Genomic DNA, 22,808 nt, shown 5'->3' with positions numbered 1-22,808 from the left:
ATTAGGTAGCTGGGATGCGACGCTGAGCAATTAACGCTATGACGAAAAATGCAAGCAGGAGTCCCAGAATGGGAAGAGTCACTAGATGCATACTCGAGAGGATTGCCAAGTCCATTAGACAAATTCCGGCCAAAAGAGGTCCGATCGTTTTTCCTACGATAAATTCCCCGGTCGCTCGGGCATTTGAAAAAGTGCGTGCCATCCAAAGAGTGAGTATTAACAAGAAAACCGGAAAGACTGGAATGTAAGGAGGCCCTGCCAGATAGATAACTCCGATTAATGGGCAGATCAGAAATGCAGATCCTACGGCAGAACCCGAGACTGAATTCGATTCGTTTCTGGCTAAAGCGGTAATGCCAAGCACGTAAAGAAACATGAGAAATCCAGCACCCCAGATCGAAGGTGTGACTCCCGTAACGGAGGCGGCCCCAACCGTGAGGTAAATTCCCATCCGGCAGGCTGCCATGAGCGGAACCCCCAAGACCGTATGTTTATGAACAATATTGTAAACTACGATTAGCCCGAGCAGAAGGAGTCCAAAAAGTAGCGCATGTTGTCCACCCATCGAGAGGCAGCCCATACCTATGCCGAACATGGAAATAGCGGCAATGAGAACGGTCGAGCGTTTGACCTTTCCGGCCGGGATTGGACGCTCAGGTCGGAATTTATTGTCGAACGATACGTCAAAGAAATCGTTCAGATACATGCCTCCAACGTAGAGGAGGCTTAGCCCAACCAAAAGCCAGGCAATTGTCTGATGGTTTCCTCCTCCTCCCAAAATCCAGGCGCAAAGCGCATTGGACCAAACAGTCGATAAGTTGGATACGCGGCCCAAAACCAGCCATGATCGGAAATCAGTCATTGTAGTAAGGGGAAATTAACTTTCGCGAAACGAGCGAGAACATTTTTCCTACTTAGCCTGAAAGTGCTTCTATAATTGTATTATTCGGCAAGTTAGCAGCCTAGTCCACGCGCATTAAACTCCGCAAACGTCCACTCATACTCTCTGACTAACTGGTCGACCACATTGGTTTTACCTAAATTACCGGGCAAAACCTCCCAAGTGTAGGTTTCCATTTCAAAATGACGGCAGACTTCCGGCTTTTCCTTAAGAAAGTCCAGAGTACCCAAAATGTGGTCGCTGGTTGAGTACAGTGGTTTTTGCGGCTCTGCGTGAATAGGGATATGAAAATGGATGCGCCATTCATCTGCCCTATCTTGGCCAGCTGCGCGGGCGTCGAGCGCCAGGTCGAGATCTTCGTATCGTACGAGCGGTTCATTTCCCGTTCGTGCAATCACCTGGTGTAGATACGTTTCTTCACAAAACCCGCTTAGGGCTGTTAAGGTATTTTTTGAGAAATCGGCAACTTTTAAGGCGGAACTCAAGTGGATCTTGCTGATTCTTATATCCTGTTCCACAAGGCGTCGTAACGATTCATCAGCCGTTTCATACTCAACTGCCAGGTGGCAGGTATCATAATTAATTCCCAGGTGGCCAAGGAGCAGATCTTTCTTGTCGGGAGCATGGTTCAGTAATTGATCAAAAAAATCTACCGACTCCTGGCTGGTTTCAAAATAACCCAGTGGTTCCGGTTCCAATCCGAGGTGTAAGTCGTGGCCTTTTGATTCGCTGAGTTTGCCAATATGTTCAGCGTTGGAGATCAGGTTGTCGAAGATGGCTGTCTTTTGTTCCTGAGTGGTAATGAAGCGTTTGAACGAACCGGGCAGGGTACTTACACTGCCTTCCATGCCAGCTGGTAGGATTTCGCAAAGAAGATCAAAGAGCAGGTTTGTGTATTCCAGACGGTCTGGAGATGTCCAATCGGGTCTGTAGACTTGGTCCTTAACTCTGGTGCCGTGAAAGTTGCCGTAAGGAAACCCATTAATCGTAAAAACGTAACAATTGTTTTTCTCCAGCCACCGTTGAAACCCTAGCAGGGTCACTGGGTCTGACAATTCCTTTGCCGCAGATGCCCCGAGTCTTAAGCCAATAGCGTATTCGCGATCTGGCGACACTTGATCTCTTACTGAAAGAGCAAACTTATCAAGCGAGTCGATGGTCTCGGCCCAAGAGCTTCCCCGGTGAATATTGGTGCAATACGCTAGGTGACTATTATTGGCTAAATGCATATTTTGGGAATAGATCAGACAGCTACGTTTTCAATCAACCACTTGGATGTTTTCGAATCATCCTCGAACCGTAAAGTTCGGACACTGACTTAAAAAGGATACCGGGTTCTTGAAAAATACCTGGTCAAGTATTTCATCATCGTAACCGCGACGGCGCATTTCCTGGGCTGCATAAGGTACCGCCAACGGCACACTTATTCCCCAATCGCATGCTGAGTTCATCCAGAGTCGGTCTCCTCCAAAGTTTTCAAGAATATCGATGGCTCGGGGAGAGGTGCACTTGGATTCTGGGTACAGAGTGAGTCCACCCCACATGCCCGCGTCCATGACGTATTTGACGGTATGTTCCTCCACATGGTCGATCAGCACTTTTCCAGGATCAATACGGGAGTCGTTTTTGATCAAATCAACAATCAGTTTGGTCCCCTTGAGTTTATCTTCCAGGTGAGGGGTGTGAACGAGAATGAGCTGCTTATGCTCTGCTGCGAGATTCACGTGCTCCTCCAAAATGGTAAGTTCGTTGCGGCTGTTTTTATTCAAGCCAATTTCACCTATGCCCAACACATTTTCACGGCCTAAGAAATCAGGTATCATCGCTATCACTTCCCGGGCTAACACCAGGTCTTCGGCTTCCTTGGGATTGATGCAGAGCCAGGAGAAATGAGGCAGTTTGAATTTGGCAGCTCGTTTTGGTTCGTAATCGGTAAGCTGGCAAAAGTAGTCGTAAAACCCGTTGACCGAGCTCCGATCGAATCCTGCCCAGAAAGCAGGTTCGCAAACGGCTTTGCATCCAGCCACCACCATGGACATGTAATCGTCGGTGGTCCGGCTCACCATATGGGCGTGTGGTTCTATATATCTCATCTAGGTTTTTCGGGCCAAGCTCCGGTTGCGGCTTTGGTTGTGGCGACCTGGATAGGTTCTTCGGTTGGGTCGCTTAGAGCAAGTAAGACTGCCTCGGCACGCGTGGTTGAATCCAGCTGCTTTAAGGCGTCCAAAAATGCTTGATATCTAAAATCGTCGGTGAGTCCGTCACGCTCTATCCGGTCCATAAAGGCCGCTATGTCGATCAACTTTGAGCGGGCTTCCATGAAATACAGCTCAACGGAGTTCTGTTTTTCTCTAGGTTTTATCATGGGGAATTTTGGTAAAAATTTTAGTGTGCCTCCCTATTTTGACGATGCGAGCCAAAATCTCCTTTCTCTTCAAAACATATACCAAACCGTGGCCGAGTGCTTAATTCTAGTCTGAGTTTCCCACCGTTCTAGTCGCCGTAACAATGGTCGCGCAAAATAATCCCCAGATAACACCTGCGGCTATTTTCCTCAATTCGCTCCAACCCTCTGGAAGAAATATGAGTGCTATGCTGATCCAAAGGACTACACAAAACATGAAAATAGCTGATATCCAAGGGTGTGTTCGAATTCCATCGAGGAAGGTTGATTTGATGGGGGCCTGTTTGTTTCTCATGGAGTATAAGTCTATGAATTAACAAACTCATTTCAAATGGGAGGCGATTTTTATCTGCCTTGATGGAGAGTATTAACAAATCTTCTCCTGACTATAACCACCGCTTGGAAAGAGCCCAAAGACCTGGTCACCGACTTTAAATACACCTTCGTGGATTTTGAGTTCAGGAAAGGCGATCGTTCAGCTATAAACCTAAAATGTGGTTGGGAGAAAAGCCCCTTTTCGCTGTTTCAAATGATCCACAGCGATCCAAATTACGATACCAAATCCAAGTAAGGATCGCACCATCGCATTTCCTAAATATTCGATGCCCAAAAGATTGAAGCTGAAAATGACCAATGATGACTCTGTCGCCGCGAAAAATATCAAATAAAGGAAGCTGACTAAAACAAAACATTTTAAAGTTAGAAATCGCGCCATTAGAAAATGGATGTCCTTTGAACGGTCGATCCAGTTACAAATTCTTGGCCACGGCAAGAAGAGGGCGTAGAAGGCAAAATTGAAGGAAAAGTCTATGTTCAGAATCAGTAGGTTCGAAAGATGGAAGACAACGGCTACCATCAAAAATAGACGGAATATCTTTGGGAAAAATATGCCGATAAGGATTCCAATCTCAAAAATGAGAGTTAGATAATCGAGGGCTTTCCATAAAAAGAAGTTGTCGAAGGTGTTTAAAGCGGGAGCCAGGAAGTCTTGTCTTTGAACAACAATAAACATTCGCGCCAGATTTTGTTGTACCGGGTTTGCATACAAATCAGCCCAGCCTCCCAGGAATTTTTGATATCCAGAAAGTGCCATGGCGAAACAGAAAGTTACTACGAGAAAAACGATGGGCCAAGACTGACTCTCTTCCTTTCCAAAGGATTGCTTATTTGAACTATCTATCGAATATGCCGCACCCCAATTTGCAAAAGCGCCTGCGACTGGAACCAACCAGACTATGAAGTCGTGGTTTATTTGTCCCAAGGAATATACAAAGGTCTTGGCGAAAATGACCAACACTACGGAAACAATAGATGCCGTTCGAGTTCTGTAGCCAAACAAGATACACAGGAAAAGGAACACGATGATGAGACCTAGAACTTTGAGAAAAAGGTATCCTGGAAACCCGGGTGCAAATTGACCGAGACTAAATTGGTGAGGGTGAAAAAAATCGTCAGGTAATTCGGAAAGGTAGGTGAGTTCCGGAAGCCCGACAAAGGCCAACATGTATACCGCAAATGATATCCTGAAGAGCCCCCAATGTTTTGGCGTCATTGAGTAACTCTCAAATAACCACCGATCAAACCGTGAAAAAATGGACGAGATCATTTTATATACTTTCGTCTACAAGGTTGATTTCCGTCTCGTATACTTGCCGTTTACTTTCCCAAACGATTCCTTTCCCAAATACGAAGTCATAGCGGTACCAAGTAATGTGGAGGTTCACTGGGTCTTGTCTCCCGGTTGTCTCGGTTATCCGATTTCGAAAGAATTGTTTTCTTCGAGCAATTTCCTCTTTTGTTGGCAAATTCGGCGTTCGTCTCCACTCGATGGTGTATCGTCCTAATTGAAAACTCTTGAATGGCTTAGCCTGCCAACGCTCCAGATCCACTTTGCGCTCTGGATTTAAATTATTAACTACCAAGTGATTTACATGCGAAATCGGGATGTTGTTGAACAATTTAAAATAGTCCACTTCCTGAGAATCTGAATTCTCAAAATAAACCACGAACTCTGGTTTATTGATTTGGATGACTTCTTCTTTTATAGGTGCTTTCCCAAATGACGGATAGACCGGGGCAGGGTAGGGTTCAATTTTGTTCATGGAAAGCAAGAACACAACGGATAAAATTCCGAGTAACAACGCGAAGAGTAGTCTGACTTGTTTCTTATTCATGAATCGGTGGAAATCGGTTTAACCGTGTTTAGTCAGGAGTGTCTGTAATCTCATACAAAGTGTTTCTCCATTAGGATCGATCAACATGGTGTTGTGACTACCGGGTACTTCGCATAATTCGATTTCACGTTCAGTGTGTTCCGACCATCCCAATGTTGGATCCGACAGGGTCTCCAGGCGGCGTTCTTTGGCTTTAAATATGGTTACTTTTCCTGCGTAATTTGAGGCTGAATAATTCGTGAAGAAAGACCGCTTCGTTTCCATTGAATTTACTTCCTGTTCAATCGCCTCTTTCTGCTCACTCGTTTGAGGAATTAAGTGCCACTTTACTTTCATAAAAACTGTCTCAATTAGAAACCAAAGTTTGTGCCATCCGTTCAGCCGGCGGATTGAATAAACCAACCCTCGGGCCTTGGATTTATACCTTTCTGCGGAATTCATTTTTCGAATGAAATTGGGTGTGTGTCTCGGATATGAGGTGTCGAACAGGATCACATTGTCTACCGTACGTCCGTGAGCTGTGAGTCGGTTTGCAAGTTCCCAGGCAATAACTCCACCTCCTGAAAATCCGCATAGAAACAGCGGGCCTTCAGGATAAAAAGACATGATTTCGTCGAAATTTTTCTGAATCAATTCATTCAATGTCTCGGACGTTGTTTCACGTTCCTGATTATGACATGATTCCAAGGTATAAAAAGGTTGGTCTTTATTCAGGTATTTCGTCAGGTATCTAAAAAAATAGGCGCTGCCGCCCCATGGCGGCAAACAGAATAATGGAGGCTTGGATGTTCCTTGGTTCATGGGAACTAATGAACTCCAAAGATTCGTCAGACCATCCTCTTCCAACAATCGACATAACTCACGGATTGTTGGTGCGCGGTATAATGCGCTCAACGGGAATGCTTTACCGGTCAATTTTTCTATTTCAGAAAATAATTTTGCGGCCAGAAGGGAATGTCCACCCAGATCGAAGAAGTTATCATCAACACCGAGATTTGGATTTGCCAAATGTTGTCGCCATAAAAGTGCCATGCTGGATTCTAGGGATCCGATATCTGCTGTTTCAGGAGAATTCGTGTTTAGGTCCTGGGCTGAAGGTGTTTTGAGTGAGCTTCTATCAATTTTCCCGCTTGCTGTACGGGGAAGATTGGGGAGGAACACAAACTGACTGGGTATCATATAATCGGGCAATTGCTTCCTAAGCGTTTGTCTTAGGTCCTTCTCAATGGTAGCATTGTCGCATTGAACGAAGGCGATCATTTTGGGTTCCTCCGGGATAGAGGAATCTACGCAAACAACGCATGCTTCAATTTCTGGGATTGAAGCTAAACAATTTTCTACTTCTTCCAGTTCAATCCGGAAACCTCGAATCTTAATTTGAAAATCATTTCTCCCAAGGTATTCCAATTGGTTATTTTGTCCCAGGCGTACCAGGTCGCCGGTTTTATATAGAACAGGTCCACCAAATCGATCAGGGTTCACCTGGATAAATTTTTCTTCAGTTTCCTTAGGCAAGTTTTGATAACCAGCTGCCAAGCAAGTTCCGCTAATGCATAACTCGCCGGCGGCACCCTTGGGGACGAGTCGAAGATCTTTATCCAGAACAAAGGTATTGATGTTTGGCAGCGGTTTCCCAATCGGCACTCTTGTGGAACCAGGGTCGAAATGGCTGCAATCATAGGACAAAGCGTTGGATGAACATTCTGACGAACCGTACAAATTAAATAATGGAATGGATGGGAAAAGTACACTCCACTCTTGCACTTGTGAGGGTGAGATGGGTTCTGCACTGCTAAAAGCAAGTTTGAGTGAAATGAAGTTACCTGGAGACTTTTTTCTTTGAGCCATGACTCCCGCGAACAGGGCTGGTGATCCGTAGATTCGGGTTACATTTTGTTGATTACATAGGGAGGCCAAGGCTGCGGGATCTATGACGGTATCATGATCTGCAATCACGGTTGGAACTCCAGCTAACAGTCCGCCCAAACACTCCCATGAAGAAGCAACAAGACTTAGTGATTTTTGAAGGAGCATTACATCGATGTCAGAGAATGGGTGTGCTTCCCACATCCATTGAAGTCGATTTAGAACTGCACGCTCTCTTACCTGAACTCCTTTCGGTCTTCCGGTCGATGCTGAGGTGTAAACAATGCTGAACAAGTCATTTCTTTTAGGAACTACATCGACTGATTTGTCGCCTTCTGCGTAATGAATCTCCAGCCTCTCGCCCCATGGGATAATTTTCTTTTCGTATTTTTCAAATGCTTCAGGTTCGTCGGCAATGAGGAGGCTGGGGTCTATATCTTCAAGCATGGCGCGGTTCCTTGCTTCTGGGTATTGAGGATCAAGATACACGTAGGTGGCTCCCATTTTCATTACTGCCAAAATGGCAGCAACCATATGGAAGGATCGAGTTTGTGAGATTGCAACTGGCGTTTCAAAAGTGTTGCCCGAATGGGCGAGCACTCGGGCAAGTTGGTCAGTCAATGTGTTGAGCTCACTGTAGCTGAGCACCTTACCCTGGTGAATCAAAGCAGTAGCGTTAGGAATTAATCCAACCTGGTCCTGAAAAATTGTGATTAAGGAACGGTCGTCAGCGATTTCCATGGTCGGCCCCTTGGCGATTGTCATTAACTGCTTCTTCTCGGTAGGGTGCAAAGATTCGATTTCATTCAAGGGGGGATCAATTCCTTCAACTATGGAGCGATAGAAAGTTTCCAGATTTTTGAGGAATCTTTGCATGGTGCTTTCATCGAAGAGCTCTGTTTGGTAGGCGATTTGAAGAAATAATTTTCCTCCGTACTCTTGGGCATACATTGAAAAATCATACTTGGTATGTCCTGTTTCCAGACTTTCATAACCGAGAGAGAAATCGCTGAACTCCAGTTTTCGATCTGTGTAGCTTAGCATGTTAAACATGACCTGAAATACCGGAGATATACTTGTGTCTCTGACGGATTGAGCCCATTCCAGCATGTTGGTGAATGAGTATTCGGATGCTTCTATGGCACCGTTTACTTTTTTTCTTATCGAACTGATAAAATGTCTGACCGATTGATGAGGTTTCACCGTTAGCCTAATGGGAAGCATGTTTAAAAAGAATCCTATTAAGTCTTCGCTTTCGGCCTGATTTCTTTGGGCAATTGGACTACCTACAATAATGTCCTCTTGTCCCGAGTATCGGTGAAGAGTCCAAAAGAAACCGGCTAAAAGTGTGACATATAAGGTATTTCCTTGTTCCTGGCTCAGGGACTTCAATTTCTCCGTTAGCTCTTCATCCAATAGGCAATGTATTGTTTTCCCCTGATAATTTGGCTTTGGAGATCGAGGACGATCAAGTGGCAAATTCAAAACCGGGAGTTGTCCACTCAGCTCGGATTTCCAATAGGTTTCGTCCAAGCTGCCTGAACGCTTGTGTGAATCCTGCCAGAGAAGAAATTGCCTGAAACTGGGACCCTTGGATTCAAGCAGCAATTGATGCTTGTTGAGCGCTTGCTCATATAAGGCCGCGAGGTCATTGAGCAGGATTCTAATACCCCAAAGGTCGATGGTGATTTCATGCATGGTCAACTGCAAGGCATGGTGATCAGCTCCGATTTTGTATAGTTTGACCCGGAGTAAACTATCGTCTTCCAGGTTGAATGCTGTTTGGGCCTCTTTTTTAGCTAAATCTCTGATCTTTTGAACCGCCTCCTTTCCTTCCAGATGATCTACTTTGGGTCCCAATACCCAGGGTTCTGAGTTGTTAACGAAGTGCTGTGTCGGTGAACCGGATACATTACCAAAGCGAACTCTCAATATATCGTGGCGTTGCTGCAATAGGCTCCAGGATTCCTGGAGGGCGTTCTCGTCAAATCTACCTTTAATATGTATGATGCCTTGGCATGTGTAGTAAGGGCTTTCCGGATCCATTTTCCAGAGGAACCATAACCCTTTTTGCGCTGGAGTTAAAGGGTAGGTCGTTTCGGAATTTGCGTCTAAATTTACCCAACTCCCTTTTTGTGCTATTGGTCGATCGAGTTGTTGTTTCTCAACGATTTGACAGAAATCTTTTAATGACGGTTGGGTGAGTAAATCTGTAATTCTTGTTGAGCCGTTATAAAATTCTCTCATCCGATTCATGACCTGCATTGCAGTAAGAGAATCACCGCCAAGGGTAAAGAAGTCGTCGTGTCTACCGATTGTCGGTACATTCAATACCGATTCCCACAACCTTGCGACGGTCCGTTCTACCTCTGATATGGGTGGCTCGAATATTTGATCGCGTATGACTTTGGCCGTATTCATTTCGCCAAGCTTGAAATAATCGATTTTCCCATTCGTGTTTCTTGGAAGATCTTCGACGGAAAAGAAGGTGCGAGGGATAGCAGCGGAAGGTAAATGATCCGCAAGTTGCTTACGGATCTCGGAAATGGTGATTTGTTCTTTCAGTACTAAATACCCGGTCAAACCCGCTTGAGGATTACCTGATTGGATTGTGTTTTGAACCGCTTCTTTGGTAATGAGGTTTCCTCTATGTTCAACCAGCGTATTCACTGTGACTGCGCAAGCTTTGATAGCCACTATTTTGAGTAACGCACTTTCAACCTCTTCCGGTTCAATCCTTACTCCTCCCACCTTCACTTGCCGGTCTTTACGGCCAAATAAACGGATGTTCCCGTCGGGAAGAACGGTTCCCAAATCACCTGTCGCGTAGGCTAAGTCTGTTGTGTAAGGATTATCTATAAATACTTGTGCGGTTGCTTCGGGTTGATTGAAGTAACCAAGAGTTCGATGGGCAGTAGCTATAAATATTTCACCGATTTCATTGACTTGGCAGATTTGCTTTTGGTCATTGAGAATAACGACTTCAGTTTCCGACATGGGCTGTCCAACTGGTATAAAGCCGCCCTCCACATCGCGCTTTCTGATGCGGTGGAACAACTTCACCATTGTGGTTTCAGTCGATCCATACAGGTTGACCAATTCAATCCTTTGGTGGAAATGATTAATCCAATTCTCTGCCTGTCTAAGTGGTAATGCCTCTCCAGCTAAGAGGATATGCTTTAAGGAGCAAAGGACCCTGCTTTTCCAAGTCCCTTCAAGCAGTGCGGAAAAAAGAGAGGGGACGCAATGTATCAATGAAATCTGCTTGGACTCTATCCAGTCCCAGAGTGCTTCAGCGCCCATCATGGCAGGACGTTGCGGAGGGATGCATATGGTTCCGCCAATACTCAATGGCGTAATCACGTCGCGTAAAAATGCATCGAAAGTTGGAGTTGTGAATTGGCTGATGGTTGAGTCGCTATTTAAATTGAATTCATCGGCTTCCCATTGTGAAAAGTGTCGAAGACTGGAAAGTTTTCCAACAATGCCTTTTGGTTTTCCGGTCGAACCCGAGGTGAAGAAAAGGTATGCGGGTGCTTCTTCTGAAATAGTTCGTTCAGGAAGTGGATCGAAGGTGGTTTCCGTTTCGCCCGTAAAAGTTGGCATCTCCATCGTCTCGTAATTTTCGCCAAGGTCGGGAGTTTTTTCCATATCTCCCAGAAGAATAAGGGTGGGTCTTACTTCGCTGAGTATTTGTTCAAATCTTAGCTTTGGGAAACTTGGATCCATTGGGACGTAAAGTGCTCCTAACCGAAATGCTGCAAGCATTGCCGCAATATATTCCAACGGATGATCCGAAAGGACAGCTATTCGAGGCTCCGCATCCGTTAGAGCAGGTTGGATTTTATGGATAAGCTGCTGTACCCAGATTTCCAATTGCCCGTACGAAACTCGGACTTTATCAGTCTCGATCGCGATGTTTTTCGAATAGGATGCAAACGTGTTGTTTAGTTGCTCAACTAAATTTGTGGAGGCTCTGGTTGGAGACAAGACACTCTTTTTCATGCGGATGTTCAAACGTTATTAGCGCTGTTTAACACCCTGTTGCCTCACGAGACTCGGGAACTCCCTGCCAATGCTATAAAGTGGGTCAATGAAGCGAAGTGAGGGATTGCCGGAAGCAAGTAGTTTTTTGTTCGTCAGGTGGAATTCGGTGCAGCCGGCAACAAAAGCATCTACATCGTATTTTTCCATTAAAGATAAGAGAAATGATTCACTGACCATCGTTCGATTGGGCTTAATTTGTTTGTAAATGAATTCGTGGATACTCACCTGATCCTTTTCTTCGGGTATCAAGAGTTTCCCTTTCAAATTTTCCCACAACGGGTGCTTCTGGAATGTTTTGGCCCGGATCGTTCCGTTGGTTGCCAGCAGTAGGCATTTGCCCGGAAAACCATCAACCTCCCTTAATGCAATATCTACCAACGAAATGATTGAATCTTTGAATTCTTTTGGAAAATTCGGAATAAAGTAATGTGAAGAGATACATGCTATTACAAAGTGTGTGGCACCTAGCTTGTTTAAGTTTTCAAGCCCAGTCTGGATACGTTGAATTACCTTCTTTGTGTCACCACGCAGGATGGCCTCTGTTCTGTCTGGAATCGAAGGGTCCGAATAGAGAATGCAAGCGGGTGCCGATTGCTCCTTATCAACCAAGTTAAATTCATATAGAGTTTTAACAAACTCTGCCGAAGCCAAAGGCCCCATTCCACCTAATATGCCTAATGTCTCTTTCATAGTTCAAATCTTTGAAGTGCTGATAGGGCTGAGACGGCAACACGTGCATTTTATTCATAAATAGAGATAATTTTTTATGAAATTGCTCAATTGTTAGAGCATTGGTATTCAATGATATAACTACCTACTAAGGAAGTTAGTGGTTAATCCTAGTGGATTAAGGTATTTCCCCTGATTGCTTGGTAGGGTGAAACCAATACCTCTGAGCCGGCCAAGGCTCAGATCTCGGGTGGAATCTATAAAACGCAGGTGGGGATTTCTTTGTTTTTTTACTCCGAGATTTGTGTTTTTTTGATCGAGTGATATAGTTTTCATATACCTGAAAGGAAATTATGAAAACTATGATTATCGTCCAAAAAATTATGTGGTTGGTGTTATTCATTTGCCTCTTGGTTTTACTCTTCCCGGTAGGCTGTACGCGTTCAAAGGAATCGGCAGCAGGATTCCGACTGCCTGAGGGAAATGTTGAGCAAGGTAAACTTGCTTTCGTGGAATTGGACTGTGTTCGATGCCATACCATTGCCGGCATGGAAGATGCCTTTACCTATGTTTCTCCGAGAGGAATTGAAGTTGTTTTAGGAGGGGAAACAACACGCGTAAAAACCTATGGCCAATTGGTGACGTCTGTTATTTATCCTGATCATATAATCCTACCGAAGTATCGTGGAGATTATACAGACCGGGATGGAAATTCAGAAATGGCTGATCTGACAGAAGAAATGACTGCGAAACAGCTCATAGACTTGGTCACCTTTTTGGAATCCACTTACAAAGTGGTTCTACCGGATTATGCCTATGAGGGGATTTACCCTTAACTATGAAATCTTAGCTTGGACAAGCGTTTGAGTGAGGCTTTTTTACTACTGACCCAACGCTTCGGTGGCTAATGCTTCTTTTGCTAAACGACGATCAAAGAGAAAAGGACCGAATGGGATTAGGGAGGCGGCAAAAGCCAAGGCAGATTTCTTGAAGGGCCAGTCATATTCCATGGCTGCCTGGATTAGTAAAATTACATACGCGATAAAGAGAATTCCGTGGATCATTCCCACGACTTTTACCGGAATCGGGTTTCCCAGGCCGTATTTGATTGGCATGGCGATTCCTAGAAGGATCAAGAAGGAAATGCCTTCCCAGATGGCTACTTTTCGAAACCGGTTTAAAGTTTTATCCTGCATTTTATTTTAGTGTGTTTTGAAACCAATCCAATGTGAGTTTAACCACTGTATCGCCTTGGCTTTTTTGTGGGTCAAGCACATTGAATATGTGATCAGCGCCTCCCAGTACATGATAAGCCAGGGGCTCGCCTTTAAGGATTTTCAACCATTCGGGTTCATGGAGTGGTAAAAAATCATCTGATCCACGAATGCCTAGAAATGCTCCTTCGTACTTTCCCAAATAATCAGCAGAGTCGAAGCCGATCCAGCTTGCGTAGTTTTCCCGAGTGTAGGTGATGGTCGTCCAACTTTGATTCTCAGCCTTTCCTTCTAACAGGATTTTTTTTATCATCGCGCTGTGTTCAGGAGTTTCGCCTACCGCGAGCTTATCTTTCAAGTTGTGTCCTCCGCTTGACCAAAATACGGCCGATTCAAACCAGTTTGGGTGGGTACCCATCAGAATAATCGCTGTGCTGCCACCCATACTCCACCCCGTTATTCCAAATGAAGCTTCTGGAAATTGTTTCTTCAAAAAACGGTAGGCGTTTTCTGCATCTTCGGTTCGGGATTCCAGTGTCGAAGTTATCACACTGTTATTGCGAATTCCTTCTCCTCGAAAATTGATTCGGAGGCTGCCAAATCCTTCTTTTGCCAGACCGTGAGCAGCTAGTTTATGTAAATCACCGACACTATCCATGTGATCGTTGAAACCATGGAGAATCAAAATCGCTCGTTTCGCCTCTTCTCCACCTGGTACGACCAATTTCCCTTCAACATTTTGGGCGACCTGAACGTTCGTTTCGATGAAGTCAGTTTGTGCTATGGCCGATTTTAAGGCCAGTAGTCCAGCTATGATAATAGTCGTGGTTGTTCGCATGGTTATGGGTGGAAGAGATTTAGTTCTGGCATAATAAAACAGTCACACTCTTTGCTGGGCAACATCCAAACTGTTCTTTAGAGCTAAGGAATGAAAACGTTTATTACCCTAATTTTTGTCATTACCTTTACGTCCCTCGCAAACGCAAAACCAGTTCGCATATTTGATGGAAAATCTTTCAACGGTTGGGAAGGGCCCCTCGAATCTTTCCGGATTGAAGATGGAGCTATTGTTGGAGGTAATTTGGAGACAGCGATTCCCAAGAACCAATTTCTCAGCACTAAGAAACGCTATGGTGATTTTGAGTTGCGCTTTAAGTTCAGACTAATTGGAGAAAGCCCCAATGCTGGAGTTCAGTTTCGCACGGAGCGTATTCCCAATCACCATGAAGTGATAGGGTATCAAGCGGATATGGGTGGCCGGTACTGGGGAGCCCTCTATGACGAATCTCGTAGACGTGTTGTTTTGCAAGGTCCGGACCTTGAAAAGCTGTCTGAGCATATTAACTACGATGGTTGGAATACTTACGTGATTCGTTGCGAAGGCCGACACATTCAACTCTGGCTCAATGGCCATAAAACGGTGGATTGGAATGAACCGGTGGAAGAAATTCCGGTCGAGGGGATTATCGCCGTGCAGATCCACAGCGGCAAACCCACCGAGGCCTGGTATAAGGACATTACGATTGAGGAGCTTTGATAAATCCTCCTGCTTGATTTCTTACATTCAACCAATTCTCTTACTATGAAGTATATCTATTTCCTTTCAGTTTGCTTTTTTACCTGTGCCTCCATTTGCCTCGCAGACACTCGTCCGAACATCGTCTTCATTATGGCCGACGACATGGGGTCCGGCGATGTGCAGGCCTTAAATCCGAATTCCAAAATACCAACCCCAAACCTAAATAGATTGGCGGGGGAAGGTATGACTTTTACGGATGCGCATTCACCATCCGCCGTTTGCACTCCTACTCGATACGGTTTGATGACTGGCCGCTACTGTTGGCGAAGCCCATTGACTCATGGAGTACTCAATGGGTACGGAGCTCCCATTATTGAGCGGGATCGTGAGACGGTTGCGTCCTTTTTGAAGAAACAAGGTTATGCTACCGGAATTGTCGGAAAATGGCATCTGGGGTTAGGATTTCAAAAGACTGCCGGTGAGTGGGATTGGGCCAAACACGTGGACTACTCCCCGGTAGATGTGGGGTTTGATTACTCACTGGTTATCCCGGCATCGTTGGATTTTCCACCTTATGTTTATGTTGAAGGTCATACCATCACTGGCCTTCCTGATCGTATCCATCCAGGAAGTGGATTCCCCCATTTTCTTCGTAAAGGCGAATTAGGATCGGATTTTTCCATAATCGATTGCTTGGACACCTTAACCCAAAAGGCTGCTAACTACATTAATGATCAATCGAAAACCGAGCAGCCATTCTTTTTGTATTTTCCACTTACCGCGCCACATAAACCAGCCATGCCGCATTCCCGGTTTAAGGGGAAAACAGATTTGGGGCCTTATGGTGATTTCGTGATGCAGGTCGACTGGACGGTTGGTCAGGTATTAAAAGCAATCGATGACGCAGGAATTTACGACAACACCCTGGTTATCTACACGAGTGACAATGGTTCCTACATGTATCGCCAAACAGATTCAAATGAACCTGACCATGTTAATGATGAAACGGTGCAGGGATTTTACGAAGCCAATCATACGGCCAACGGAGAACTGCGTGGAACCAAGGCCGACATTTGGGAAGCCGGTCATCGCGTTCCTTTCTTTGTGCGCTGGCCTGGAAAAGTTAACTCAGGAAGCAAGTCAGACCGGACAATTACTCACACCGATTTTTTTGCCACAGCCGCGGAAGTTGTTGGTTCTGAACTTCCACCTCCAACGGTGGCTGCTCAGGATAGCTTCAGCTTTCTGCCTTTAATGATTGGCAACGAAAAAGCATTTAAACGAGCGCCTGTAATTCACCACTCCGGTGGTGCGATGTTTGCCATCCGCGATGGCGATTGGAAACTGGTTCTAGGCAATGGTTCTGGCGGACGTCAGCTTCCCAAAGGCAACCGTTTCGAACGACCTTGGTCACTCTTCAACATGAAAGAAGATCTCAGTGAAACCGAGGATCGGTATAACCAGAATCCATCCAAAGCAAAAGCACTTGAATTGGAGGCGGTGAAGTTGATTACAAATAATCGCAGCAGGTAAAGGGACCTCAAGTTTCCAAATAATCTTCGTAGGCTTTGATTAGCTCTTTAACCTTCTCGGGTTTATTTTCAGCCAGGTTGTCCAATTCAGTGGGGTCCTCTGCGAGGTTATAGAGTTCCCAGGCATTTCCATTCACTCTGACCAACTTCCAGTCGCCGACCCGAACCATGCGAAAATTTTCACCGTGACCCGACACGATAATATCCGGTTCCGATCGTGATTCACCTTTTAATAAGGGCATCAATGATTCTCCATCCAGGCTTGGTGTAGGTTTCTCATTCAATGAATCCGGATATTCGGCACCTGCGAGTTCAAGCATGGTCGGATAAATGTCTGTAAGGTGGGCGAGGCCGTCACTGAAGCCTGGTTCAATAACACCGGGCCAGTTTGCTATCATATGCGTGTGGGCACCGCCTTCGTGGCCATATTGTTTATAGAATCGATAGGGAGTATCACCGACGTTGGCCCATGCTGCTGAAAGGGTTCGGTAGGAGTCGGCTCCGCCTGGGGGGATGTCGAAATCTACATTCGAGTCGTAAGGACAGGATCCGTTGTCCGTAAAGAAAATGATCAGGGTGTTTTCGCGCTCCTTGATTTGATCCAGTTTCTCGAGCACCCGCCCAATGTTCTGGTCCAGTCCGTCAACCATCGCAGCGAAAACCGCTTGCTCAAGATCAAGCTCGTCTTGTTCTTCTTCATCCAACGAATCCCATGGGCGGTATTTATAAATATTGTCCCGATAAGGGCCGCGGTAATTATTGATATTGTCTTCCGGTGGACTGAGCTCGGCGTTGACTGGAATGACTCCCAACTCCTTTTGTCTGGCGAAACGTGCGGCCCGAATGTTATCCCAACCGACTTTGTATTTACCGCGATACTTCGCAATGTCTTCTTCACGCGCCTGAAGCGGGTAATGTGCTTCGTGGTAGGGCAGGTAGAGAAAGAAGGGCTTTTTACTCTCATTCGCCTTGTCGAGGAATTTCAAGGCGTAGTCGGTCATAACGTCTGTTTTGAAAAGAGGTTCTCTGGTAACCTGCATATCCTCCGCTTTGACCTGAACGCCATTGAATCGAAAAGGATATTCAAACTCTCCACTTGGAGGAAGCCAGAAAGAATTGATTTTCCAGAATACAAAAGAGTCTTCGAAACTGTTTACGGCAAAACAACGGGCAGGTACCCAGGACATTAAATGCTCTTTGCCCACCATAGCCGTGTAGTAGCCGGCTTCGTGCATGAGCGTCGAAAATGGAATCGCATTTTCAATATGCTTACCGGGCAAAAACCTCCCTGTAAAAAGTGAGCTTCTTGTCGGCTCGCATTTTGACATATTGTAGAAGTTTCTGAAACGCAGGCCGTCATAGGCTAGTTTATCTAAATGGGGTGTTTCAATTTCCGACCCATAGCTTCCTATATCGGAAAACCCTATGTCGTCGGCGATGATTAGAATGACATTTGGTTGGTCCTGTGCTGATAGGGTCGCGGTTAGTAGGAATAGAAAAAGGAAGAATGCGGATATTGAGGTCGGACGTTGTGTCATGGACCCTAGATATTGAGGGAATGCTTGAAGAGGCGTCAACCTAGACCGTACGGTCTCAGGAGGAGATTTCTTGAACCTACTATTGCACTCAAGGAATCAACTTGAATGCTCGCTCGCCATGGATTTTCCGCTTTTACCTCTGGTAGGCCAAACAGATCCGGACGTACTGCTGGAGCATTTTCTAGAGTATGCGCTGGAGAAGGGGATCGAACTGTACCCTGCTCAGGAGGAGGCTATACTGGAGTTGTTTGCAGGAAAGAACCTTATCCTGAATACACCTACCGGGTCTGGAAAATCATTGGTGGCCGCAGGATTGCATTTTCTTTCCGCTTCCACCGGCAAGCAATCCGTTTACACCTGCCCGATTAAGGCGCTGGTGAATGAGAAGTTCTTGTCGCTGTGCCGGGACTTTGGCCCTGAAAACGTCGGTATGATGACCGGTGATGCCAGCGTCAACCGGAGTGCACCCATTCTTTGTTGTACGGCCGAAATCTTGTCCAACATAGCGCTCAGAGACGGAGAGAAGGCGAAAGTGCACGACGTGATCATGGATGAGTTTCATTACTACTCCGATCCTGAACGGGGTGTAGCCTGGCAAGCTCCGTTGCTGACTTTGCCGCATGCCCGTTTTCTCCTGATGTCTGCCACCTTGGGTGATACCCGGTTCTTTCAAAATGAACTTGAGCGTGTTACGGGCAACGAATGTGCAAGCGTTTCGAGTACGGATCGGCCGGTTCCGTTGGAGTTCAGCTACGTGGAGGATCCGTTTACTGAGACGCTCGAAAAACTGCAGGCGACCAACAAGTTTCCTGTTTATGTCGTTCACTTTACCCAACGGTCCGCTTCGGAGACGGCGCAGAATTTACTCAGTTTCAATGTCTGCACAAAAGCAGAGAAGGCTGAGATTTCCGAAGAGCTTCAAAACGTTCCTTTTACGAGTCCCTTTGGAAAAGACATAAAGAAACTCCTTCGTAGCGGTATTGGGCTTCACCATGCGGGTCTGTTACCCAAGTACCGGGTCCTGATGGAGAAGCTTGCGCAGAAAGGATTACTTAAAATCATTTGCGGAACCGATACGCTTGGCGTCGGAGTCAATGTACCAATTAGAACCGTTCTCTTCACCCAGCTCTGCAAATACAGTGGCACAAGCACCGGCATCCTAACCGCGCGTGATTTTCACCAGATAAGCGGCCGTGCTGGACGAAAGGGTTTTGACGACCATGGTTATGTGATAGCTCAGGCTCCGGAGCATGTGATTGAGAATAAGCGGATGGAATCGAAAGCGGCAGCTGATCCGAAGAAGAAAAAGAAGATGGTTAAACGCAAGCCGCCTGACCGTGGGTTTGTTCATTGGGACGAAGAAACGTTTAACAAATTGCAGGCCGCTCCTGCGGAACCGTTAACCTCGAGTTTCAATGTGTCGCATGGGATGTTGCTCAATGTCCTGAGTCGGGTAGGGGACGGTTGCAGAGCGATGCGGACTCTTATCAACGATTGTCACAATAACGATCGATCCAAGCAGGCAATGAGGCGTAACTCTTTTCAGCTTTTTCGTGCTTTGGTGGATCGGAATATCATCGAGATTATGCCGAAGGGCGCTACTCAAAAACTGCGTGTTAATATAGAGCTTCAGGATGACTTTTCTCTGAACCAAACACTTGCTCTCTATTGTATCGATACGCTTGGTTTGCTCGATACCACCGCCCCCGAATATCCGTTCAAGTTGCTTAGTCTGGTTGAGTCGATCCTTGAAAATCCCGATGTTATATTGCGTATGCAACTGGATAAATTAAAGGGTGACAAAGTGGCTGAAATGAAAGCTGCGGGCATCGAATACGACGAGCGTATGGAAAAACTTGAGGAGCTCGAATATCCCAAGCCTGAACGCGAGTTTATCTACGAAACCTTTAATCAATTTGCTAGTGAGCACCCCTGGGTGGGTACCGAGAATATCAAGCCGAAGTCGATCGCGCGGGAAATGTTTGAGCGGTTCAGCAGTTTTGCCGACTACATTAAACTCTATGGGCTGATGCGTGCCGAAGGTCTCTTGCTTCGCCACCTAACCAATGTTTACCGGGTGCTCGATAATACCATTCCGCCACATTTTAAAACAGAAGCAGTGAATGATGCTATTACTTACATCGAAAATCTTCTGCGTATGACAGACTCCAGCCTTTTGGATGAATGGGAACTCCTGCGCAATCCGGATTATGTTGTTGGATCTGGTGAGGCCGAGGCGGAGAATAAGAACCCTGGAGTCATCGACATTACCCGAGATCGTGAATCGTTTACGCGTTTGGTAAGAAACGAAGTATTCCGCTTCCTTCGGATGTTGGCCAATAAGGAATATCAGGAGATCACCGAAAGTTTTGAATTTGAAGAGATGTTTCCCGAGGCGAGATCTCAAGCGATGGAGCTGGAACAGGCGATGACTGCTTATTACGAGAATCACGAATGGATTCGATTAGATCCCGGTGCTCGAGAGAAGGGGAACACCCGAATCAGCGAGTCCGACGATCGTTCAAACTGGACCATTGAACAAACGCTGGTGGACCCGGATGAGCTCAACGACTTTCAATTCGTGTTTAGACTTTCCCTCAAATCTGCCAAGGGATTAGGGAAGGTAGAGTTGATTCCCGTCGGCGTCGGCCCCATTTCGGTGTATTAATTTCAGAATATCTTTTAACATCGAAGTGTGAGAAATGCTGAAAAACGGTGATTGAACGCAATTTTTCTCTTGGTACGATTAGCTGCGATCGTTTGCGAGCTAGAAATCGCAGCTAAAGCAGTTCCTACACATTGCAATATTTATTCTGAATCATTTGTTGAAGGCGAAGTCAGCGGATAATCTTTCAAAACTCAAAGACCTCTATCCTTGCAATCAGTAGATTCATCTCTGCTTTCCTTTTTCAACGTGTAAATGTAAAGTCCCTCGACTTTGGTTCTCGCCCAGGGAGTCTTGCGCAGAAATCTTAGACTGGAAGTTATGGAGGGGTCGGTATCAAAGCAACGAATGGGAATGAGTTTACCCAGTTCTTCCCAGCCGTAGTACTCCACCAGGTTTTTGATAATATATTCAAGCGTAACGCCGTGAAGAGGATCCTTGGAAATGTGTTCGCCCATGTTTTATGCTTAGAAGATTATTGAATCCGGTATTGGTTACGAACCGCTTTTAACTTCCCAGGCTTTGAAATTACGAATGCTTCCCCCGGCCAATCCCGGATTTAGCCCGATCTTACTCTTTTCAACGTTCAGGTTGGCATGTTGGCTTTCCAGCGTTATTCCGTCGACTGTCGTTCGAGCCTGGTCACCGACTACCTCCAATCGCATCTTGTACCACTTGCCGGGTATGAGATTCAATTCGAGCGGACCAAAATCAACGTCCTGGACTATCCCTTGCTTCTCGTCTTTGCGGAGGTGCTGAAGAGTGAATCCTACGGGTCGGAAGGATGAGCTGAGATTCGCCGTGGATTGAATGTTGTGTCCGCCGAATCCATCTTCATCGATAAAGATCCGAAAGTGTCGGTCTTTAATGGGAGTTTCGGGGATCATGAATTCGCATTCGATGATGATGTCACGGATAAGCGCTATGAATGTAAGCACGGGGCCGTGCCCATGCTCGGGAACATTGATTGCTTTCAATGACCCATCGTTTTGCAGGGTCCAGATGCCAAAACTGATTTTCCTGGTCCAACCGTTCTTGAGGTCGACCGATTCATGTCTTTCAAGAGATCCCTCAAATGGATTGGAAAGTATCGGGGTCCCTTTTTTGGCCAAGGGTGCTCCGAGTGCTGTTAAGGCTGAAAACAGAATTGAGGTTAGGATGAACTTCAAGCTTAGGGCGGTGCGCATAATCGTTTGTCGCTGTTGTTGTAGAAGCTGGCAAGTCTTGGGTTAATCGTTTGCCTTTATTTCCTGCGGCATCTTAGTCTGCTCCCAACTTAAGCATGAAAATAAGTGTCCCTATGAAAAACTTCTTCTGTCGTCATCTTTTCCCCAGTCTTTTGTTACTCGGAAGCGTTGCCTGCGCTTCTGCCAAGTCGCCGGATATTCCGGATAATTTTAAGCTCCAGTACGAGCAGTCGTTCGACAAAAAATCCTCTTTCACGGAATTCATGATGACCGATTCTTCTGCTTGGGAACTAACCAAGGTTCAGGGAAGTCAGGTGTTGTCCCTGAAAGGTGCCAGCGATTATAAGCCTCCCCACCGGTCTCCTTTGAACATCGCTCTGATAAAAGGAAAAACATTCGGTAGCTTTGTACTCGAAGTCGATATTCAGCAAAGCGGAGTGAAAGGAACTCCGATCAAGGAGTACATGAAGCAATACGAAAACGCCGACCAAGCTCCCGGGTATGCGCATCGCGACCATTGTTTCTTTTTCGGATTTCAGGATCCCAGTCACTACATGTACATTCACATCGCCAAAAACGGAGATAACAATGCCCATAATGTGTTTGTCGTAAACGAAGCGGATCGTACGCCGATAACGGATTTCCGAACCGTTGGCGTAGATTGGGGAGTAGAGGTGTGGAAGAAGATTCGGATCGTTCGCGATATCGCTAAAGGAACGGTCGCACTCTATTTCGATGACATGCTGACTCCGATCATGATCGCTGATGAAGTTCCATTTGAGGAAGGATTCATCGGTTTCGGTTCATTTGATGATATTGGCTTTGTCGACAACATCAAGATATGGGCGCCGGATGCGTCCAAGAGTTCCAAATCCTTCTTTCAGTAAAGAAAGTACCCCACCTTTCGCTTGGTCCTTTTCGGGTCTGTAAGGGGGAAAAGATTTCTCTCAGAATCGTTTTATTAACAATGATTCTTATGACACCTTGGTAAGCACCATTCCAAAACCAAGTGCTAGCCCGACTTGGCCGATTCGGAATGGATTTGATAAAATTTCGGTTTTTTTCGTGAGGGAGGTCCGCTTAAACACTGGA

19 protein-coding genes are annotated in these 22,808 nt (G+C 45.8%); 5 read left to right on the top strand and 14 right to left on the bottom strand.

The genetic code is table 11. The annotated features are described in order from the left end of the window. Position 1: 1 nt before the first annotated feature. The 9 genes from O3C43_02380 to O3C43_02340 form a co-directional block, all read right to left on the bottom strand. Entirely contained in the window at positions 2-862 is an 861-nt protein-coding gene (locus O3C43_02380) for a UbiA family prenyltransferase (protein MDA1065331.1), read from the bottom strand. Positions 863-954: 92 nt separating this feature from the next. Further along, positions 955-2,130, bottom strand: coding sequence for a metabolite traffic protein EboE (eboE, locus tag O3C43_02375; protein ID MDA1065330.1), 1,176 nt, complete (start codon positions 2,128-2,130; stop codon positions 955-957). A gap of 57 nt (positions 2,131-2,187) precedes the next feature. Continuing rightward, the gene (locus tag O3C43_02370) at positions 2,188-2,994 is read right to left on the bottom strand and encodes a TatD family hydrolase (GenBank protein MDA1065329.1); all 807 of its coding nucleotides are present in this window, start codon (positions 2,992-2,994) and stop codon (positions 2,188-2,190) included. Beyond that, on the bottom strand, positions 2,991-3,266 hold the full coding sequence (locus tag O3C43_02365; GenBank protein ID MDA1065328.1) for a hypothetical protein: 276 nt from the start codon (positions 3,264-3,266) through the stop codon (positions 2,991-2,993). Before O3C43_02365 ends, O3C43_02370 begins: the two co-directional genes overlap by 4 nt. A gap of 106 nt (positions 3,267-3,372) precedes the next feature. Beyond that, a complete protein-coding gene (locus O3C43_02360) occupies positions 3,373-3,600 on the bottom strand; it encodes a hypothetical protein (protein ID MDA1065327.1) in 228 nt (75 codons plus the stop codon). Between the two features lie 192 nt (positions 3,601-3,792). Continuing rightward, positions 3,793-4,857 (bottom strand): hypothetical protein, encoded by a 1,065-nt coding sequence (locus O3C43_02355; protein ID MDA1065326.1) that lies wholly within the window; start codon positions 4,855-4,857, stop codon positions 3,793-3,795. A gap of 55 nt (positions 4,858-4,912) precedes the next feature. Then, positions 4,913-5,479 carry a hypothetical protein gene (locus O3C43_02350; protein ID MDA1065325.1) on the bottom strand — a complete coding sequence of 189 codons (567 nt, stop codon included), beginning with the start codon at positions 5,477-5,479 and terminating at the stop codon, positions 4,913-4,915. A gap of 18 nt (positions 5,480-5,497) precedes the next feature. Further along, positions 5,498-11,350, bottom strand: a complete 5,853-nt coding sequence (locus O3C43_02345) for an amino acid adenylation domain-containing protein (protein MDA1065324.1) — start codon at positions 11,348-11,350, stop codon at positions 5,498-5,500. Positions 11,351-11,368: 18 nt separating this feature from the next. Next, positions 11,369-12,082 (bottom strand): amino acid racemase, encoded by a 714-nt coding sequence (locus tag O3C43_02340; protein MDA1065323.1) that lies wholly within the window; start codon positions 12,080-12,082, stop codon positions 11,369-11,371. Between the two features lie 341 nt (positions 12,083-12,423). On the opposite strand from O3C43_02340, the gene O3C43_02335 reads away from it, so the two are divergent. Further along, positions 12,424-12,897 (top strand): c-type cytochrome, encoded by a 474-nt coding sequence (locus O3C43_02335; protein ID MDA1065322.1) that lies wholly within the window; start codon positions 12,424-12,426, stop codon positions 12,895-12,897. Between the two features lie 45 nt (positions 12,898-12,942). On the opposite strand, the gene O3C43_02330 is transcribed toward O3C43_02335, so the two are convergent. Beyond that, the gene (locus tag O3C43_02330; GenBank protein MDA1065321.1) at positions 12,943-13,257 is read right to left on the bottom strand and encodes a DUF3817 domain-containing protein; all 315 of its coding nucleotides are present in this window, start codon (positions 13,255-13,257) and stop codon (positions 12,943-12,945) included. Between the two features lies 1 nt (position 13,258). Beyond that, entirely contained in the window at positions 13,259-14,113 is an 855-nt protein-coding gene (locus O3C43_02325; GenBank protein MDA1065320.1) for an alpha/beta hydrolase, read from the bottom strand. Between the two features lie 90 nt (positions 14,114-14,203). Between O3C43_02325 and O3C43_02320 the strand changes: the two genes are divergently transcribed. Continuing rightward, on the top strand, positions 14,204-14,812 hold the full coding sequence (locus O3C43_02320) for a DUF1080 domain-containing protein (GenBank protein ID MDA1065319.1): 609 nt from the start codon (positions 14,204-14,206) through the stop codon (positions 14,810-14,812). Between the two features lie 45 nt (positions 14,813-14,857). Beyond that, complete coding sequence (locus tag O3C43_02315; GenBank protein ID MDA1065318.1) at positions 14,858-16,327, top strand: arylsulfatase; 1,470 nt, start codon at positions 14,858-14,860, stop codon at positions 16,325-16,327. Positions 16,328-16,334: 7 nt separating this feature from the next. On the opposite strand, the gene O3C43_02310 is transcribed toward O3C43_02315, so the two are convergent. Then, a complete protein-coding gene (locus O3C43_02310) occupies positions 16,335-17,864 on the bottom strand; it encodes an arylsulfatase (GenBank protein MDA1065317.1) in 1,530 nt (509 codons plus the stop codon). Between the two features lie 118 nt (positions 17,865-17,982). Between O3C43_02310 and O3C43_02305 the strand changes: the two genes are divergently transcribed. Next, positions 17,983-20,532, top strand: a complete 2,550-nt coding sequence (locus O3C43_02305; GenBank protein ID MDA1065316.1) for a DUF3516 domain-containing protein — start codon at positions 17,983-17,985, stop codon at positions 20,530-20,532. A gap of 191 nt (positions 20,533-20,723) precedes the next feature. Here O3C43_02305 and O3C43_02300 read toward each other — a convergent pair whose 3' ends face one another. After that, entirely contained in the window at positions 20,724-20,987 is a 264-nt protein-coding gene (locus tag O3C43_02300) for a VF530 family protein (protein ID MDA1065315.1), read from the bottom strand. A 36-nt stretch (positions 20,988-21,023) separates the two neighbouring features. Beyond that, the gene (locus tag O3C43_02295) at positions 21,024-21,698 is read right to left on the bottom strand and encodes a hypothetical protein (GenBank protein ID MDA1065314.1); all 675 of its coding nucleotides are present in this window, start codon (positions 21,696-21,698) and stop codon (positions 21,024-21,026) included. Positions 21,699-21,829: 131 nt separating this feature from the next. Here O3C43_02295 and O3C43_02290 point away from each other — a divergent pair, with 131 nt between their 5' ends. Continuing rightward, positions 21,830-22,603 (top strand): hypothetical protein, encoded by a 774-nt coding sequence (locus O3C43_02290; protein ID MDA1065313.1) that lies wholly within the window; start codon positions 21,830-21,832, stop codon positions 22,601-22,603. Positions 22,604-22,808 lie beyond the last annotated feature (205 nt).

Source organism: Verrucomicrobiota bacterium, assembly GCA_027622555.1.
Lineage (GTDB): Bacteria > Verrucomicrobiota > Verrucomicrobiia > Opitutales > UBA2995 > UBA2995.
This window is presented reverse-complemented; position numbering and strand designations above follow the sequence as displayed.

Bases quoted from the DNA above. Each gene is read 5' to 3' on its own strand.
- O3C43_02380 (MDA1065331.1), bottom strand. From the start codon at position 862: ATGACTGATTTCCGATCATGGCTGGTTTTGGGCCGCGTATCCAACTTA.
- eboE (MDA1065330.1), bottom strand. From the start codon at position 2,130: ATGCATTTAGCCAATAATAGTCACCTAGCGTATTGCACCAATATTCAC.
- O3C43_02370 (MDA1065329.1), bottom strand. From the start codon at position 2,994: ATGAGATATATAGAACCACACGCCCATATGGTGAGCCGGACCACCGAC.
- O3C43_02365 (MDA1065328.1), bottom strand. From the start codon at position 3,266: ATGATAAAACCTAGAGAAAAACAGAACTCCGTTGAGCTGTATTTCATG.
- O3C43_02360 (MDA1065327.1), bottom strand. From the start codon at position 3,600: ATGAGAAACAAACAGGCCCCCATCAAATCAACCTTCCTCGATGGAATT.
- O3C43_02355 (MDA1065326.1), bottom strand. From the start codon at position 4,857: ATGACGCCAAAACATTGGGGGCTCTTCAGGATATCATTTGCGGTATAC.
- O3C43_02350 (MDA1065325.1), bottom strand. From the start codon at position 5,479: ATGAATAAGAAACAAGTCAGACTACTCTTCGCGTTGTTACTCGGAATT.
- O3C43_02345 (MDA1065324.1), bottom strand. From the start codon at position 11,350: ATGAAAAAGAGTGTCTTGTCTCCAACCAGAGCCTCCACAAATTTAGTT.
- O3C43_02340 (MDA1065323.1), bottom strand. From the start codon at position 12,082: ATGAAAGAGACATTAGGCATATTAGGTGGAATGGGGCCTTTGGCTTCG.
- O3C43_02335 (MDA1065322.1), top strand. From the start codon at position 12,424: ATGATTATCGTCCAAAAAATTATGTGGTTGGTGTTATTCATTTGCCTC.
- O3C43_02330 (MDA1065321.1), bottom strand. From the start codon at position 13,257: ATGCAGGATAAAACTTTAAACCGGTTTCGAAAAGTAGCCATCTGGGAA.
- O3C43_02325 (MDA1065320.1), bottom strand. From the start codon at position 14,113: ATGCGAACAACCACGACTATTATCATAGCTGGACTACTGGCCTTAAAA.
- O3C43_02320 (MDA1065319.1), top strand. From the start codon at position 14,204: ATGAAAACGTTTATTACCCTAATTTTTGTCATTACCTTTACGTCCCTC.
- O3C43_02315 (MDA1065318.1), top strand. From the start codon at position 14,858: ATGAAGTATATCTATTTCCTTTCAGTTTGCTTTTTTACCTGTGCCTCC.
- O3C43_02310 (MDA1065317.1), bottom strand. From the start codon at position 17,864: ATGACACAACGTCCGACCTCAATATCCGCATTCTTCCTTTTTCTATTC.
- O3C43_02305 (MDA1065316.1), top strand. From the start codon at position 17,983: ATGGATTTTCCGCTTTTACCTCTGGTAGGCCAAACAGATCCGGACGTA.
- O3C43_02300 (MDA1065315.1), bottom strand. From the start codon at position 20,987: ATGGGCGAACACATTTCCAAGGATCCTCTTCACGGCGTTACGCTTGAA.
- O3C43_02290 (MDA1065313.1), top strand. From the start codon at position 21,830: ATGAAAAACTTCTTCTGTCGTCATCTTTTCCCCAGTCTTTTGTTACTC.